14 protein-coding genes are annotated in these 17554 nt (G+C 41.0%); 11 read left to right on the top strand and 3 right to left on the bottom strand.

The window, feature by feature from the left end; translation table 11 throughout:
- Positions 1–187: 187 nt before the first annotated feature.
- The 3 genes from glmS to O9316_RS06300 are packed head-to-tail and all read right to left on the bottom strand — an operon-like array spanning position 188 to position 4557.
- Entirely contained in the window at positions 188–2035 is a 1848-nt protein-coding gene (glmS, locus tag O9316_RS06310; protein WP_298204229.1) for a glutamine--fructose-6-phosphate transaminase (isomerizing), read from the bottom strand.
- 12 nt (positions 2036–2047) lie between these two features.
- On the bottom strand, positions 2048–3745 hold the full coding sequence (locus tag O9316_RS06305) for a DUF4270 domain-containing protein (RefSeq protein WP_298204228.1): 1698 nt from the start codon (positions 3743–3745) through the stop codon (positions 2048–2050).
- Between the two features lie 8 nt (positions 3746–3753).
- Positions 3754–4557, bottom strand: coding sequence for a glycogen/starch synthase (locus O9316_RS06300; protein WP_298204227.1), 804 nt, complete (start codon positions 4555–4557; stop codon positions 3754–3756).
- A gap of 120 nt (positions 4558–4677) precedes the next feature.
- On the opposite strand from O9316_RS06300, the gene panC reads away from it, so the two are divergent.
- From panC to O9316_RS06245, 11 genes are all read left to right on the top strand, one after another.
- Positions 4678–5526 (top strand): pantoate--beta-alanine ligase, encoded by an 849-nt coding sequence (panC, locus tag O9316_RS06295; RefSeq protein WP_298204226.1) that lies wholly within the window; start codon positions 4678–4680, stop codon positions 5524–5526.
- Positions 5527–5540: 14 nt separating this feature from the next.
- Positions 5541–5891 (top strand): aspartate 1-decarboxylase, encoded by a 351-nt coding sequence (gene panD / locus O9316_RS06290; protein ID WP_073360687.1) that lies wholly within the window; start codon positions 5541–5543, stop codon positions 5889–5891.
- Between the two features lie 5 nt (positions 5892–5896).
- The gene (locus O9316_RS06285; protein ID WP_298204225.1) at positions 5897–6859 is read left to right on the top strand and encodes a lysylphosphatidylglycerol synthase transmembrane domain-containing protein; all 963 of its coding nucleotides are present in this window, start codon (positions 5897–5899) and stop codon (positions 6857–6859) included.
- Between the two features lie 46 nt (positions 6860–6905).
- Positions 6906–8060, top strand: a complete 1155-nt coding sequence (locus O9316_RS06280; RefSeq protein WP_298204224.1) for an alpha/beta hydrolase-fold protein — start codon at positions 6906–6908, stop codon at positions 8058–8060.
- Between the two features lie 15 nt (positions 8061–8075).
- Positions 8076–9434, top strand: a complete 1359-nt coding sequence (radA, locus tag O9316_RS06275; protein ID WP_298204223.1) for a DNA repair protein RadA — start codon at positions 8076–8078, stop codon at positions 9432–9434.
- Positions 9431–11395: a transglycosylase domain-containing protein gene (locus tag O9316_RS06270; RefSeq protein WP_298204222.1), complete on the top strand. Its 1965-nt coding sequence runs from the start codon at positions 9431–9433 to the stop codon at positions 11393–11395. The genes radA and O9316_RS06270 overlap by 4 nt, the downstream gene beginning before the upstream one ends.
- A gap of 52 nt (positions 11396–11447) precedes the next feature.
- Positions 11448–11906, top strand: coding sequence for a hypothetical protein (locus tag O9316_RS06265; RefSeq protein WP_298204221.1), 459 nt, complete (start codon positions 11448–11450; stop codon positions 11904–11906).
- 53 nt (positions 11907–11959) lie between these two features.
- Complete coding sequence (locus O9316_RS06260) at positions 11960–12490, top strand: hypothetical protein (RefSeq protein WP_298204220.1); 531 nt, start codon at positions 11960–11962, stop codon at positions 12488–12490.
- A gap of 2 nt (positions 12491–12492) precedes the next feature.
- A complete protein-coding gene (locus tag O9316_RS06255; protein WP_298204219.1) occupies positions 12493–14319 on the top strand; it encodes a DUF4139 domain-containing protein in 1827 nt (608 codons plus the stop codon).
- A 19-nt stretch (positions 14320–14338) separates the two neighbouring features.
- The gene (locus tag O9316_RS06250; RefSeq protein ID WP_298204218.1) at positions 14339–16018 is read left to right on the top strand and encodes a DUF4139 domain-containing protein; all 1680 of its coding nucleotides are present in this window, start codon (positions 14339–14341) and stop codon (positions 16016–16018) included.
- Positions 16019–16129: 111 nt separating this feature from the next.
- On the top strand, positions 16130–17524 hold the full coding sequence (locus O9316_RS06245; protein ID WP_298204217.1) for a PQQ-dependent sugar dehydrogenase: 1395 nt from the start codon (positions 16130–16132) through the stop codon (positions 17522–17524).
- Positions 17525–17554: the final 30 nt, after the last annotated feature.

The raw sequence follows: 17554 nt of genomic DNA, 5'->3' as shown, positions 1-17554 counted from the left end.
AATTTTTCATTACCTTCAATTTATTGGGATATTTTAACACAATGTCGTTAAAAAATTCTGATTTTTACCAGACTTAAACGAGTAATGAATGAAGAATCTACAACGTTTTCTTTAATTTATCATGAATACAAAAAAAGCAGGACCTAAATCCTGCTCTTAAAAATTGTATTGTTTTGTAGCAAATTAATTACTCAACCGTAACCGATTTCGCCAAATTACGAGGTTGATCAACATTACATCCGCGTAAAACGGCGATATGATAGGATAATAACTGTAATGGGATGGTCGTAATCAAGGGTGATAAAGCATCCGATGTCTCTGGAATTTCGATTACGTGATCGGCCAATTCTTTCACTTGAATATCCCCTTTAGTTACAATGGCAATGATTTTACCGCTTCGGGATTTAATTTCTTGAATATTACTCACAATTTTATCGTAATGCCCTTGCTTTGGCGCAATAACTACCACGGGCATTTTCTCATCAATCAAAGCGATTGGACCGTGCTTCATTTCGGCAGCGGGATACCCTTCAGCGTGAATGTATGAAATCTCTTTTAACTTAAGAGCCCCTTCTAAAGCAACTGGGAAATTATAGCCACGTCCCAAGTACAAACAATTGGAGGCGTCTTTGTAAATCTCGGCGATTTCTTTCGACAATGCATTGCAATTTAATGCTTCGGCTACTTTTTCAGGAATCAATTCCAACTCCTGCAAATAACGGAAGTAATCCGAATTGGATAAAGTTCCTTTTGCTTTCGCTAAACGCAACGCAATCATGGTAAGTACGGTAATCTGCGTGGTAAATGCCTTAGTAGATGCCACTCCAATTTCGGGTCCAGCATGCGTGTAGGCCCCTCCATTGGTTTCACGAGAGATTGACGATCCAACAACATTGCAAACACCAAAAACGAAAGCTCCTTTTTCTTTGGCTAATTTGATAGCTGCCAAAGTATCGGCTGTTTCTCCTGATTGCGATATTGCCACCACTACATCTTTCGGTGTAATAATTGGATTACGATAGCGGAATTCGGAAGCGTATTCGACTTCAACAGGGATTCGCGCAAATTCTTCGATAACATATTCAGCGACTAATCCAGCATGCCAAGAAGTTCCACAAGCAATAATCAAAATGCGATCGGCGTTCAAAAATTTCTCTAAATTATCTTCCACCCCAGCCATTTGAATCAACCCTGTTGACGCATGGAGGCGTCCGCGATAAGTGTCCTTGATTACGTTAGGCTGCTCGTAAATCTCTTTTAACATAAAGTGATCGTAACCCCCTTTTTCAATTTGCTCCAAATTCATTTGCAACTCTTGAACATAAGGATCCACCAAAGTATCATCTTTAATCTTACGAATTTTTAACGGCTTGTGTAAACGCACAATGGCCATTTCTTCATCTTCAAGATAAATCGCATTGGACGTATATTCAATAAATGGCGAAGCATCTGAAGCAATAAAATACTCGTTTTCACCCACCCCAATGGCCAATGGACTTCCCAAACGCGCTACTACAATTTCATCGGGTTTGTTTTTATCAAAAACACATATTGCATACGCCCCAACCACTTGGTTCAAGGCTACTTGTACGGCCTTCCCTAATTTTAGTCCGTCTTTTTTCTGAACATCTTCAATCAAGTTGACCAAAACTTCAGTATCTGTATCTGAAGTAAAGGTATATCCGCGTTTGATAAGCTCTTTTTTCAAAGGCTCATAATTTTCAATAATTCCATTATGGATTATGGCCAAATTGCCCGAGTTGGACAAATGAGGGTGTGAGTTTACATCATTGGGCACACCGTGCGTAGCCCAACGTGTATGGCCCATCCCTATGGTGCCATTGGTAGTGATTTCTTGTTGGGAACGCGCTTCCAGGTCGGAAACTTTTCCTTTGGTCTTACTGATTTTTAAATCCGTACCGTCATACAGCATCACACCGGCACTATCGTACCCTCTGTATTCTAGACGCTTTAAGCCTTTTATTACAATAGGATACGCTTCGCGATGCCCAATGTAGCCTACAATTCCACACATAACTTTGTTTGTTTAATCGGGTTTGGTATAATATACTTGTAAACGAATTCTCTTATTTTCGGGCACATTGGGGTGACCTCCATAGAGAATAGTTCCCAATGGATTCACCACAGCCATGGCCGGGATGTATTTATTGATGCGATTGGCAAAAGAAAATGGGGTACGCAAAAAGGCCCGATTTACATTATTAATATTTTCAGTCACCACCAGTCCAAGTCGTACGTTGGTCGAATCGTTATAAATAAGATTTTGGACGTGACGGGTTAGGCGAATCTTATAAAATTCCCCACGACCATCACTGTCTTTGGAAATAATTCCCCCGTGAATAAACTTATTGTTTTTGACTGAGGCACTTGTCGATAAATCGGCAGAATAATCCACCAAAGGACGGTTATTATTTAAATCATACAATAAAATTCGATTGGGCTCAGGTGCTTTTTTACCATTAATATCCGAGGGAAGTTGCATTTGATCTTTGTCGATATGAAAGACAAGATTCGCTTCATTGACCAACCATTTTTTACCATCAGCGGGGTTGCGTAAACGATCGAGTTCGTCAGAGATTCCATTGGGCGTATTCACTTGATTCCCGTTGGCATCAAAACCAATATTATCGGTGGGATTGAATAGATTTAGCACCGCCATCGAACCTTGCCCGCCTTTCAAATACAGGCGTTGATCGCCATTGACTACATCGGGTGTTGCAATGGGGTTAACATAATCGGTTTCAAAAAAGTTGATCGTACGAGGGCCAAAGTTGAGCACCATCTTTTTTCGAACCTTTTCGGTTCCCGAACTTGAGGCAAAATCTTTGTATAAAATAGTAATTGTACCTCTAGAAAAATTCAACCGTGCCATAGCCCCTTGATTTTCAAAACCAGCAGCTGCTTCGGCTTTAAACAACAATCCTCTGAAATAATTGCGGAACGTATTGTTGTTTAAAAGCACTCCCGAAGGGGCATTGATAATTTTATTTTCGAAAAAAGTTTTATTCAAATTTAAATACATCCCGGGCGCCAATCGCTCTTTAACGGTACCACTGGGACGCAAAATTTTTACCTCATCATCGCGAAATACAAATTGGTCGTTTTGACTAAAATCAGTGGTCGCAGGCGTGTCAATATTGGTATTATCGGTGTTAATTCGCTGACCCCCATTGGCTAAATTTCCTTCAAATTCTGCCAGTTGATCGGAATAATAGTATTGTGGTTGTTGTAAGCCTGAGGAAGGGTCAAAATCTTGAATCGCATAGCCCGATTCGTAGACACTTAGCTTGATTTTGGGCAAAGCCGTTCCTACTTGATGCGCAGGCAAAATAGAATCCAATCGGTAAATGGGGTCACCTGAAGTTTCATCGACATCCGTTAATGTAGCAAAGTAAGGGACATGCATGTAGACGGAGTCAATGGTAATGTCATCGGCATAAAAAATAGGATTATTCGCCGCTAATTCCAATTGAGTTACTATACTCGCCTTGGTTTTCCCAAAAACAGGATTATTGTAATACCCTAAGGAATTTATAGCCATATCATTGGCTTGTACAGCCCCTGTGTTTTGGTTGTAAGCCATTACATCAAAATAGGTTTGATCCAATCCATAATGATCTTCCCCTACTATATCAATTCCTACATTGGTAAAATCTTTATCACAAGAAACCAAAGTCACTAAAGATACTACACCTAAGAATCGTAAAAAACTTGAAAAATTCATATACTTTATTATAACATTTGCTTGTAAAAAGAAGTATAGGCTTCAGCAAACGCTTCTTTTGGGGTGAAAGGTAAAAAAGGTTTTCCGGATGATGCTATAATTTTTGTTAAACCTCCATCCAATGCTTCCGAGCCCACAATAATTCCATCAGAATGCGCAATAGCTACCTCCATCCAATTTTGATAATTGGGTTCTGCAAGCGGCGCTAAAGAGGCTGCGGGCACGCCATCAAACTTAATTTTTTCTATCGCCTCTTTGTCTAATAATCCTTCGAAACCTGAATTATATACGGAGGTAACAATTTTAGTGTCTGAAAACAAAGCCTCATGCTTGTAAAAATGCTTCATATACACGGGCAGCATCGAAGCCAACCAGCCATGAACATGAATAATGTCGGGAACCCAATTTAATTTTTTGACGGTTTCTACAACCCCTTTGGCAAAAAATATAGCCCGCTCATCATTGTCAGGATACAATACCCCATCTTCATCTGTAAACGTTGATTTACGTTTAAAATACTCGTCATTATCAATAAAATAAACCTGAATACGCTCTTTCGGAATGGAAGCAACCTTAATAATTAAAGGCATATCTACATCATTCACCACTAAATTCATTCCCGAAAGACGAATCACTTCATGCAATTGGTGTCTTCGTTCATTGATATTCCCATAACGAGGCATAAAAATTCGTATTTGTCCGCCTTGATCGTTAATCATTTTGGGTACGTCATACGACATTAACGAAACCTCATTTTCAGCTAAATAAGGCACCACTTCAGACGACACATATAATATCCTCTTGTCTTCCATAGGTTGATTCTTGATTGGTTTTGGTTTTACTGTTGTTTAAAAAACAGGCAAAATTACAAAAAAATATGGTGTTTTACACGAAACCTACTAAGTTTGTACCGTAAATTTGAAAACAAATTCATGTTGGTTTTTGACAAAAAAGACGCGCTTTTGCATCATTTAGAGACCCTTAGGCAACCGAAAACCACGGTCGGCTTTGTGCCAACGATGGGTGCGTTACACCAAGGCCACCTCTCTTTATTGGCGCAATCGGTGGATGAAAACGATATCACAGTGATTAGCATTTTTGTCAATCCAACGCAATTTAATAATCCGGAAGATTTAGAAAAATACCCTCGTACGTTGGAGAGCGACATTCAAAAAGTAGGTACTGTTTCTTCTGAAATACTAATTTACGCCCCCTCTGTTGCGGATATTTATGAAGGGAAGACCGAATCAAAATCCTACTCGTTTGAAGGCTTGGAACACCAGATGGAGGGAAAATTTAGACCTGGCCATTTTGATGGGGTAGGCACTGTGGTGAAAAAGCTTTTCGAAATTATAACCCCAACCAAAGCCTATTTTGGCGAGAAAGATTTCCAACAACTTCAAATCGTTAAAAAACTGGTGGCCAAAGAACAACTTCCCGTGGTTATTGTAGGTTGCCCTGTTTTTAGAGAAGCCAATGGACTAGCCATGAGTTCGCGCAATGAACGATTAAGTCCAAAGGAGCGGCAAGAAGCAGCGCTGATTTATGCCACACTTCAAAAAACAGCCGGTCAATTTTCCAAACTATCGATTGCAAAAATGCGACAAATGGTGATTGAGACATTTGCCAATCACCCGCTTTTTCAGTTGGAATACTTTGAAATTGCCGAAGAGAATACGTTAAAACCAGCACTGAAAAAACAAAAAAATAGAAAATACCGTGCTTTTATTGCGGTTTTTGCAAACAATGTGCGACTCATTGATACCATTTCATTAAATTAATTTACCTTTGCCCCATGCAAATTCAAGTAGTTAAATCCAAGATTCACCGCGTAAAAGTAACCGGTGCCGATTTGAATTACATCGGTAGTATCACCATCGACGAAGCGTTGATGGAAGCCTCCAACATTATTGAAGGCGAAAAAGTATCCATTGTCAATATCAACAACGGCGAACGCTTTGAAACCTACGTGATTAAAGGAGCGCGTCAATCGGGTGAAATCACCTTAAACGGGCCCGCAGCACGAAAAGTTCAACCGGGTGATATCATTATTATTATTGCGTATGCTACCCTCGAATTTGAGGCAGCAAAATCCTTCACCCCTTGGTTAGTATTCCCCGATGAAACCACCAATTTGTTGAAATAACCTTTGTGAACAAGCAAGTCAAAAATGTATTGTTACTGCTCATTCCATTACTCCTTGGATGTGGAATAATCTATTATCAATACCAATCACTCTCCCCTGAAGCCGTTCAGAATATAAAAACTAGCTTGTGGAAAGCCGATTATTTCTATGTGGCACTCTCCCTCCTCGTCGCCACCTTAGGACATTGGTTGCGCGCTTACCGTTGGAAATATGCTTTGAACCATTTGGGTTATTATCCAAAAACACACAATAACTTTTTGACCGTTTGCGTATCGTATTTGGTCAATCTAACCCTTCCACGGTCGGGAGAGGTCACCCGTGCCGTATTGCTTAAAAAATACGAGAACGTCCCTTTTGACAAGGCTTTTGGCACCATCGTTGCCGAACGGATTGTGGACTTAGCACTATTCTTTCTCTTTGTCATCATTGGATTTGCGCTTCAATTTGACACCTTGTACGGCTTCTTACAAACCAAAAACATTGGCCTTCAAACCATCGTTTACCTCAGTATCGGTTTTTTGGTGCTGATGGTACTTTTTATTTTTATTTGGATTTATGCCGAGTGGCCTATTATTCAAAAACTTAAGCTTAAATTTTCTGGACTTACCGAAGGCTTGCTAAGTGTCTACAAAATGGAAAAAAAATGGCACTATATTGGGCATTCTTTTCTGATTTGGGGATGCTATCTGGTCATGTTTTATATTCCCATTTTTGCGCTAAAAGAAACGCATGACATCGGTTTTGATGTGATTATTATGGGTTTTATCTTTGGTAGTTTAGCCATCGGATTTACCAATGGAGGCATCGGTGCCTATCCCTTTTCAATTGCCTTAATCTTCGGATTGTATGGCATTCCCAACGAAACAGCTACAGCATTTGGTTGGTTGGTTTGGACTTCGCAAACGCTTCTCACCTTATTGTTGGGTTTGTTATCCTATCTTTTGTTACCCCTACTAAATCGAAAATAATTCCTATATTGGTGGTCGCTTACTGCAACCTAACCCAATATAAAACATGAAAAAAACAATCCTGCTTTTAGTACTTGCCCTGAGTCTAAACGGATTTGGACAAGTCATCAAAGACAGTATTTTTTCAAATCGCTTGGACAAATACCGCTACCTTTCCATTTCATTGCCTCCTTCTTACGGAAAAGACGCAAAACGTACCTATCCGCTGCTTTTGGCATTGGATGGAGATTATTTGTTTGACCCTATTCAAGGCACCTTAAAATACGCCTATTATTGGGATGATCTACCCGAAGTTATTTTGGTCGGATTAAACCACACCTCCGATACCGAGCGCGATGAAGAGTGTAAAGTCGATGAAACCACGGGACTTCCCGAGGGCATGGGAGAATCGTTTTTTGAGTTTATTGGGGGTGAACTCCTCCCGTATTTGCAAAAAAACCTGCGTATTGCCCCTTTCAAAATTGTTGCAGGACATGACGTTACTGCAGGGTTTATGAATTTTTATTTATACAAAGACAATCCCGTTTTCAATGCATACATATCGTTGAGTCCGGTGATGCCTTTAGAAATGGAAACACGTATTCCCGAACGTTTGGCGACTTTTCAAACCAATATGTTTTATTATGTAGCCTCCGCAGATGGTGATATCAAAGCAATAAAAGAAAAAGTAGTAACCTTGGACACCCAAATGAAAGCCGCCAACTTAGCCAAAGTAAACTACCGCTATGATGAGTTCAAAGGGTGTTCCCACTACTCATTGGTTCCTTTTGCCATTCCTAGTGCTTTGTATCAATTTTTTTCAGTGTACCAACCCATTTCATCCAATGAATTTCAAGAAAAAATTGTGGTCCTACAATCGGGTTATGTTGAATACTTAAAAAACAAGTACGATATGGTCGAAAAAGCCTTGGGCATGAAAATGAATATTCGTCTCAATGATTTCAAAGCCATCGAAGCGGCCATTATCAAAAACAAAGCCTTCAACGAATTTGAACAACTTGCCCAATTATCGCGTAAAGCCTATCCCCGATCGATGTTGGCAGATTACCACATGGCGCGTTTCTATGAAAATAATGGCGATTTAAAAATGGCATTGAAACATTATCAAAACGCTTTCCAATTGCAAGAAATTGGCGACTTAACCAAGGAAATGATGATGGACAAAATGGAAGAACTCAAACCTCAAGTCAAGAAAAAATAACCTCTTTTACCCCCAATGGCGAAACTAAAAACAACTTTTTTCTGTCAAAATTGTGGCGCTCAATACGCCAAATGGCAAGGCCAATGCAATGCTTGCAAAGAATGGAATACCATCGTAGAAGAAATCATTCAAAAAGAAGAAAAAGTCGCCTGGAAAGGGACCGTTGAAGTTAAAAAAGCGCCAAAACCTTTAAAGATTAAAGAAATTGATTCCGCGCAAGAAATTCGTTTAAACACGGGAGACGGCGAACTCAATCGGGTCTTGGGAGGCGGCATCGTTCCTGGTTCGGTTATTTTATTGGGCGGCGAACCGGGTATCGGGAAAAGTACACTCTTACTGCAACTTTCGCTGATGCTCCCTTACAAAACGCTTTATGTATCGGGAGAAGAGAGTCAGAAGCAAATTAAAATGCGTGCCGAACGCATCAACCCAAATAACGAAAGCTGTTTTGTACTCACCGAAACCAAAACCCAAAATATTTTCCGTCAAATTCAAGAAGTCGACCCTGAAATCGTAATCATCGATTCCATTCAAACACTCCATACCGATTATATTGAATCAACGGCGGGAAGCATTTCACAAATACGAGAATGCACTGCCGAGTTGATCAAATTTGCCAAAGAAACCAATGTTCCCGTTATTTTAATTGGGCACATCACCAAAGACGGCAACATCGCCGGACCCAAAATTCTAGAGCACATGGTGGACACGGTACTACAATTTGAAGGCGACCGGAATCATGTGTACCGCATTTTGCGCGCCTTAAAAAACCGTTTTGGTTCAACGGCTGAATTGGGAATTTATGAAATGCAAGGCTCAGGCTTACGCGAAGTCACCAATCCTTCCGAAATATTAATTTCCCACCGCGAAGAGGAGCTCTCGGGGACAGCCATTGCTGCTACTTTGGAAGGGATGCGCCCCTTGATGATTGAAATTCAAGCGCTGGTTTCCACCGCTGTTTACGGAACACCGCAGCGCAGCACGACCGGATACAATGCCAAACGATTAAACATGATTTTGGCCGTATTGGAAAAACGGGCCGGATTCCGTTTGGGTACTAAAGATGTGTTTTTAAACGTCACCGGTGGTATTTCGGTAGACGATCCTGCCATCGATTTGGCGGTGGTAGGCGCAATACTCTCTTCCAACGAAGATATCGCTGTCGGGAAAGAAGTTTGTTTTGCGGGCGAAGTAGGTCTATCGGGCGAAATTCGCCCCGTAAACCGTATTGAACAGCGCATTCAAGAAGCCGAAAAATTAGGCTTTACCACCATTTTTGTGTCCAAATACAACAAAGTTACCTTACCGAATCTCAAAATTAGAGTCGTTTTGGTCTCCAAAATTGAAGAAGTTGTTAGTGAATTATTTGGATGAAACGATTGCACTTTTCCCGTAAAAAAATCAAAACCATTGGATTCTGGATCTTGGGACTCTTGGTCTTAGGTATCGGAATGGGGTTTGCCTTTCGTCAATCTATTTTAGAACAAATTATCGCCAAAGCGGCCGTAAAAATGAAATCCGAGTACCAATGTGAATTGGTCGTTGAAAATCCGCATTTTGAGGGACTTGAACATATTGTAATCGATGGCTTACATCTCACCCCGCATCATGCCGACACATTGGTGCATTTGGGACGGGTTCGAACGGGATTCAACTTTTGGAAACTAATTACTGGAACGCTACAGATCAACGATTTAGAAATCAATGGCGGCTATATGCAATGGGTAAAATCGAAAAACGGTTCCAATTTTGACGCCTTCCTTCGGAAAAAAGAAAAAGAAGATCAAGGAACAACGGTAGATTATGCCGAACTCGCTAATCGGTTGACCGCTCGTTTTCTCAACTTGATTCCTACGCAGATGAATGTCAAAGGATTTGCGATAAAAATCAATGATTTGGGACATAAAGTCCAACTCGATTTTACCCAATTCATCATGCAGCAACAGCAACTCACAACAGCCATACAGTTAACCGAAGGGAAAATACAACAGCAATGGCAGCTTTCGGGTTTTGCCGATCCGCGCAACCGAAAAGCCGATTTGATTTTTAAATCCCCAAAAAAGGACACTATTGTATTGCCTTATATCCGCCATAAATTTCAATTGAAAACTGCGTTTCAATCGGCCGCATTTCACCTCGATGCTCTGGGTATGCGCGGGGGCGATTTTCACACCGACGGTTTTGCGTCCATTCAGCAATTGGTGCTCAATCATCCCAAAATTGCCTCCAAAGATGTTGAAGTAGCGCAAGCCCGTGTGGATTTCCACTGGATCATTGGAGAACGAAGTATTGCATTGGATTCCAGTTCACTCCTCACTTTAGGAAAATTACAATGCCGCCCTTATCTTTTTTATCAAAAAGAAGACGGGAAAACCTATGCGTTAAAATTACAAATCCCGAAAACCAAGGCACAAGACTTTATCGATGCGTTGCCCAAAGGCTTGTTTTCGCATTTTGAAGGCATGACGGCAACTGGAAATTTCAAGTATCAATTGGATTTTAAATACCATGATCGCCAACCAAATGCCCTTGTTTTTGAAAGTAAACTCCAACCCGAAAAATTGCAAATCACACACTATGGCGCGGCCGATTTAGGAAAAATAAACAGCGAATTCGTGTATAGGGCTATTGAAAAAGGGATTCCGCAACGCCCGATTCTTATCGGAAGCAGCAATCCATTGTACACATCCCTTACTGAGATTTCACCGTTCCTGCAAAAATGCGTATTGACCAGCGAAGACCCATCGTTTATGCGGCACCGTGGATTTATCAATGAAGCTTTTAAACAGTCGATTGCCAAAAACATTCGCACCAAAAAATTTGCACGTGGGGCTAGTACCATAAGCATGCAATTGGTAAAAAATGTATTCCTCACGCGAGAGAAAACGCTTTCACGCAAATTGGAAGAAATACTTTTGGTGTATATTTTAGAAAACCAACGCATCGCCACGAAAGAACGCATGCTGGAAGTCTATTTCAATATTATTGAATGGGGACCCGATATTTACGGAATTGACGAAGCAGCACAGTATTATTTTCAAAAAAAACCGTCAGAATTGACCTTTAAAGAATGCTTGTTTTTGGCGACAATTATTCCCAAACCCAAAGGATTTATGTATCGCTTTGATGGAGCACAACAGCCCAAAAAGTTTGCCCAACAACAATTTGATTTTCTCACCCGATTAATGTTACGCCGGCAACTGATTACTCCAAACGACACGCTAGGCTACAGTCAACCGCTTGAAATTAAAGGTCCCGCGCGAGAACGCCTTCAATCCAAAATACGGGATACTGTCGTTATAGACAGTCTACGGTGGGATGAATTTGAATTCTAAATTATACGATTCCACGGTTGTTTGCGTTAGTAGTATACGAAACAACTTCACTATGAAAACAACCTTTGGACTCCTCACCTTTTTGCTTTTAATTACTGCCGCTTGCCAACAAAATAAAGGGGCTCGGGAAATGATTGATTTTCCTGAAAGCCGTCAATGGGCGCAAAAGGAACCTAAAAAAATAACCTTAACTCTCAAAGAAGCAGGAACGTACACTGCTTTTGTCGAAGGAAGTGTCGTTTATGGGTCACAATTTCCGAGTTTGCCCATGACTTGGGAGCTATCGGGAACCAACATGAATGAAAACGGTACCCTTTCGCTAGCACTGAAAAATGAGAAAGGAGAAGCATTGGGCGATTGCACGGGTGATGTATGTGATGTTAAACAACAACTCTTTACCGGAAAACCATTTAACGCTGGAACATATACGTTTACCCTAAAAAACACTTTTGAATTTCCGTATTTCCCCAATATTATTGCGCTTGGAATTTCGTTGGAACAAGAAAAATAGTTGCGCTTCCAACCTTTTTGTAGCTTGGCTCCTCTTTGTAGAAAAGCCATTTTATGAAAAAAATTTTCTTACTGCCCCTATGTTTTATCCTTTGGAGTTTTACCCTGAGTGATAATCCGTTGGAAAAATATTTAACCCGTATTACCGATCCTGACATCATTAAACGGGATTTGGCAACCCTTACGGTGTGGAATTCCAATCCCAAAAAAGAAAGTGATCAAAAAATCACACCCCAAAGCCAATGGGAACTCCTCTATTTTTATCATTCGGGATGGCATGAAAATATGCCCAATCAACGAATGACTATTTCAGAAGTTTATGTGGGCACCCCTGGAAATACCATCGCAGGGCAAACCCTTTTGGACTTTACAACATCACCCCATCAAGCGACGTTGATTTACAGTGACAATCCGCTCATGGCAAACATGCTATCGGAAGCCCGTGGCGCCCCATTTAATGGGAAATGGGTGGTCTTTAGCTTGCGGGAAAACCGTATTTGTTTGCGCTATGTGCACAGTTATCCGAATGGTAATCAATCCAGTTGGTACCACCGAAAAGAGTATTATTTCCAGTCCAAAAATTAGCCATGAAAACCATTCTATTTTTTATTTTTTGCGCATTCTCGATTTGGGCACAGCGCCCCGTTTTTGCGAAAGCAGAACTCGTTGCGGCTACCGTTTATTTCTCAGGAGCTGAACTTCGTCACAAAACGAGCGTTATACTACCCGAAGGAACCACTGAAGTGGTGATTTCCAATATAGCCAATGCCGTGGATGAATCCTCCTTACGCATCAGTTCCCCAAAGTCAATTACCGTTTTGGCTACCCAATTCACACAACACTACGCTACCGAATTTGACCCTGAATATGAACGCCCTGAACTCGCCAAAGTCCATGACAGTATTCGCTTTTTTCAATCCCGTTTACAATCCACACTCATTCAAAAAGGAGCCGTTGAAAAAACTATCGCCTTATTGAATGCGAATACCACACTTGGCGGAACTAATAACGGTGTTGTGACCCAACAATTGGCCAATTACACACGCTATTTTCAGTCCAAGCTCTATGAACTTTCATGGGATGCCTTTGTGTTGGGTGAAAAGCAATTGCGCTACCAAAAACAATTGGATTTTTGGCAGCAACAATTAACGCCCAAACCCAATAGCGCTGTAAAATCCAAAGGCCAATTGGTGTTGTATCTCAACACGACACAAGCCGGAACCCATTCACTTCAAATTTCGTACACGACAACCTTGGCGGGCTGGGAACCCACTTATGACCTCAAAGCGATCTCTTTAACTCAACCCTTAGCATTGGTGATGAAAAGTCAATTGTGGCAAACTACAGGTATTGATTGGAAAAATGTCAAACTCACGCTCTCCAACGGGAATCCAGCCACCCAACATGAGGCACCCTTGCAACAAACATGGACATTGGTATACCGCAATCCGTATGGGAAGAAAGAAAAAATTACAATGCAACCAAATGCTGCCGTTTTAAATACGTCACAAGGGCAACTGGCCGGAGTCAATATCACCGCAGGAACAGGAAATCCTGACGCAAAAAGTACTGTTATCATTCGCGGTGTGAGTTCAATTAAGGGCAACTCCGAACCCTTATACATCATCGATGGCAAGCCTTCAAACGCAGAGGATTTTCGTAATCTCCCTCCTAATGCGATTAAAAATGTGGAAGTGATAAAAGATGCAAATGCAGTGGCAATCTATGGCAATCGAGGTTCCAACGGAGTGATTGTAGTTACTACAAAACAAAACGTTTCCGACTATACCGAAGTGGTGGAGCGGGAACTTAATGTATCCTTTGACATTGATTTGCCGTATGTAATTGTATCGAATGGTAAGAAACACGGCATCGAAATTAAAAACCTTAAGATTCCAGCCAACTTTCAGTATTATAGTGTTCCTAAAATGAATCGGGACGTGTTTTTGATGGCAGAAATTACTGATTTTGGCCGGTACAACTTGCTTCCTGGAAAAGCTCAATTGTATTTTGAGGATACTGGAGTGGGTACCACCCATCTCGATCCGAATGAAACGCTTGACACCTTACGTTTGAGTTTGGGTCGCGATCATAAAATCAGCATCCTTCGTGAAAAAGTCAAAGGAAAATCAGCAACCCGATTTTTGTCATCCCAAAAAGAACAGCATTTCACCTATGAAATTACCCTTCGAAACAACAAAAAAGAACCCATTACCATTGACTTGCGCGATCAATATCCGTTGAGTAATGATTCTAGTATAACCATCGAGCTTACTGATAATGGGAAAGCGACGGTCAATTTAGATAAAGGGTTCCTGCGATGGAATCTTTCGTTAAAACCCAACGAAACCAAAAAAGTGCGGTTCAGTTATACGGTACGTTCAGACAAACACAAAATGCTCGAAAAACTATAATTTCAAAACAATAGAACCTATGAAACCGTCGTTTATACATACAACCAACCGAAACCCTTTTATAAAAAACATTCTCTGGCTGCTCCTCGTTCCAGCAAGTCTCCTCGCCCAAAAACCCTTGTTTACCACCGCCAAAACACAAGGCGCAACGGTTTATTTCAGTGGTGCCGAATTGCAACATTCCGCGCAAGTAAACTTACCTGTTGGAAACAGTGAAATCGTAATTAAAAATGTAGCCGACTACATCAACGAAAGTACCTTACAAATCAAAGCCCCAAAGTCGGTCACCGTAATGTCGGTACAGTTTACCAAAAATTATATTTCTGAATACGAAATTGACGAAAGCAACCCTGCCATAAAAAAGGTGCGCGATAGCATTGAAATCGTCAAGAAAGAAATTAAAAAAGTTCAAATTCAAATCTACACCCACCAACAAACCATCGGACTCCTCGACAACAACCAACAAGTAGGCGGCGCCAATTCGGGCTTGAACACCGCCGAATTGATGAAAATGGTGGAGTATTATAAGGCGAAACGCATCGAATTGGACAACCAGATTGAAGCGTTCAAAGAGAAAGAAACCAAGTGGAACAAAACCTTGGCCAACTTAACTGCGCGATTGCAATTGAATACCGCCAAAGAGGAAAAAATGTCGAAAGGGAAATTGGTGTTGCAGGTTTTAAATGAAGTAGCGGGGACTGTTACCTTGAATTTTTCCTACATCACCAACAGCGCAGGTTGGAAACCGATGTATGACCTACGCGCCAACAGTATCAAAGACCCGATTCAATTGCTCTACAAAGCCCAAGTTTGGCAAACTACAGGCATCGATTGGAAAAAAATTAAAATGAGTTTATCCAGCGGTAACCCGAATCAAAGCAATGAAGCGCCATTGCAGCAAGCGTGGTTTTTGAGGTATCGAGAATTTAGAGATGGGGATAAAAATATTCTATATGAGACTACTTCAAATAATTTCAATTACTACAGAGGTAATGTGTTTTCAAAATCAAAAGAAGATAAGTCTGTAGACACAACAGAAGTTGATTATGGTTATGATAGTATCGACGATTATGTAGAAATCTCCGAATCGCAACTCAACGTCACTTTTGACATAGACATACCGTATGATGTGTTGTCCAATGGAAAAATGCACAGTGTATCGCTGAAAGAAATCCAAATTCCGGCCACTTATAAATTCTACAGTGCACCGCGTTTAGAAAAAGAAGCTTATTTATTAGCTAAAATTGATAATTACGGGCAATACAATTTATTGCCGGGTGAAGCCAATATTGTTTTTGAAGAAATGAATGTAGGTAAAACTTTCATCAATCCCGAGCAAACGGGCGACACCTTGAGTTTGAGTATGGGTCGGGACAAAAAGATTTCCATCAAACGCGAGAAAGTCGTCGATAAATCGGGCACCAAGTTTTTGTCTTCCTACAAAGAGCAAACATTTACCTACGACATCACGATTCGCAACAACAAAAAAGAAGAAATTACCTTGACTTTAAAAGACCAATATCCGTTGAGTTCAGACAAAGACATTACGATTGAACTGTTGGAAGACGGTAAAGCGTCGGTCAATCCTGAAACGGGCTTTATGACATGGGATCTTAAATTGGCGCCCAACGAGTCCAAGAAAATACGAATCAGTTACAAGGTGCGCTATCCCAAAGATAAAATCATCGATAATTTATAAGCCTAACCTAAACACACATTTTTATGCCAAGAATCCCGGGAAACTCGGGATTTTTTATTGACAATCAAACCCTTATCATTTTTTTGTATCTTTCGGGAAATAAAGTACACTATGAAAAAAATATTATTTTCACTGTTGATGGGTTGGGGATGTTTCACCTCAGCACAGACTATTGCCATACAAACCGTGGTTACTGGACTGAGTAATGCCGTTGAAATTACCCATTGTGGCGATTCGCGCTTATTTATAGTTCAAAAGGGCGGATTGATTCGAATTGTTCAAAATAATACCGTATTAACGACGCCTTTTTTAAATGTTTCCTCGCTCACTGTGAGCAGTGGGGAACAAGGGTTGTTGGGTTTGGCGTTTCATCCGAATTATGCTAGCAACGGCCAATTTTTTATTAATTACACCAATCTAGTGGGCGATACAGTTATTGCTCGGTATACTGTGAGCAGTACGGATCCTAATGTGGCCAATCCAACGGGGACAATACTTATGACGATTGATCAACCGTTTTCAAACCACAATGGCGGTACGTTAAAATTTGGTCCTGACGGGTATTTGTATATCGGTATGGGCGATGGCGGTAGCGGGGGAGATCCACAAAATTTTGCCCAAAACCTTCAAGTAAACCTCACCGCTCCTTCGCGGGTGTATTTAGGAAAAATGTTGCGTTTGGATGTCAATACCACAGCAGGTTCGTTAAACTATGGATATCCTCCGACCAACCCTTTTGTAAATGAAAGCGGAAAACAAGAAATATGGGCATTGGGATTACGCAATCCGTGGAAGTTCTCTTTTAATCGATTGAACGGCGATTTATGGATTGCCGATGTGGGTCAGAATGAAGTTGAAGAAATCAATCGAATTCCCTCGCCGCTCCCCAACACGGGGTTAAACTTTGGCTGGAAATGTTTTGAAGGTTCTGTAGTGTACAGCGCTTGCAGCAATACTGCCGGAATGATTGCTCCTTTTGCTGAGTATACGCATGCCGCCACGGGGGGATGTTCGATCACAGGAGGCTATGTGTATACCGGCACCTTATATCCCAATATGTTGAACAAGTACTATTTTGCCGACTATTGCCAAAACCGCATGGGGATTCTCAATATTACAACGGGGGCAATTACCTATACACCCTATTTTAATGGCAATAACTTCTTTACTTCCTTTGGGGAAGATGTCAATGGCGAATTGTACATTACAGGAGGATCGTCGTTGTTCCGCATCACCGATACCTCATTGGGTTCACAAACGTTTGCTGCTTTGGGACTCACTGTAGCGCCCAATCCTTCGCGAGGAACGGTTGTGTTGAACAATCCCAAACAACATGCTATTCAAGCCTTAACACTTTTGGATATTTCTGGGAAAATTATACAAACGGTTCAACCCGAGCAAAGCACATTGCAATCGATTGACATCAGTAACCTAACCCCCGGACTCTATTTTTTACAATTGGAAAAAGACGGCCTGCGGTATACGGAGAAAATCATTCGCAAATAAAAATCAAAAAGCCCTTTCAACAAGGGCTTT

It is taken from the genome of Flavobacterium sp. (assembly GCF_027533505.1).
Taxonomy (GTDB): Bacteria; Bacteroidota; Bacteroidia; order Flavobacteriales; family Flavobacteriaceae; genus Flavobacterium.
This window is presented reverse-complemented; position numbering and strand designations above follow the sequence as displayed.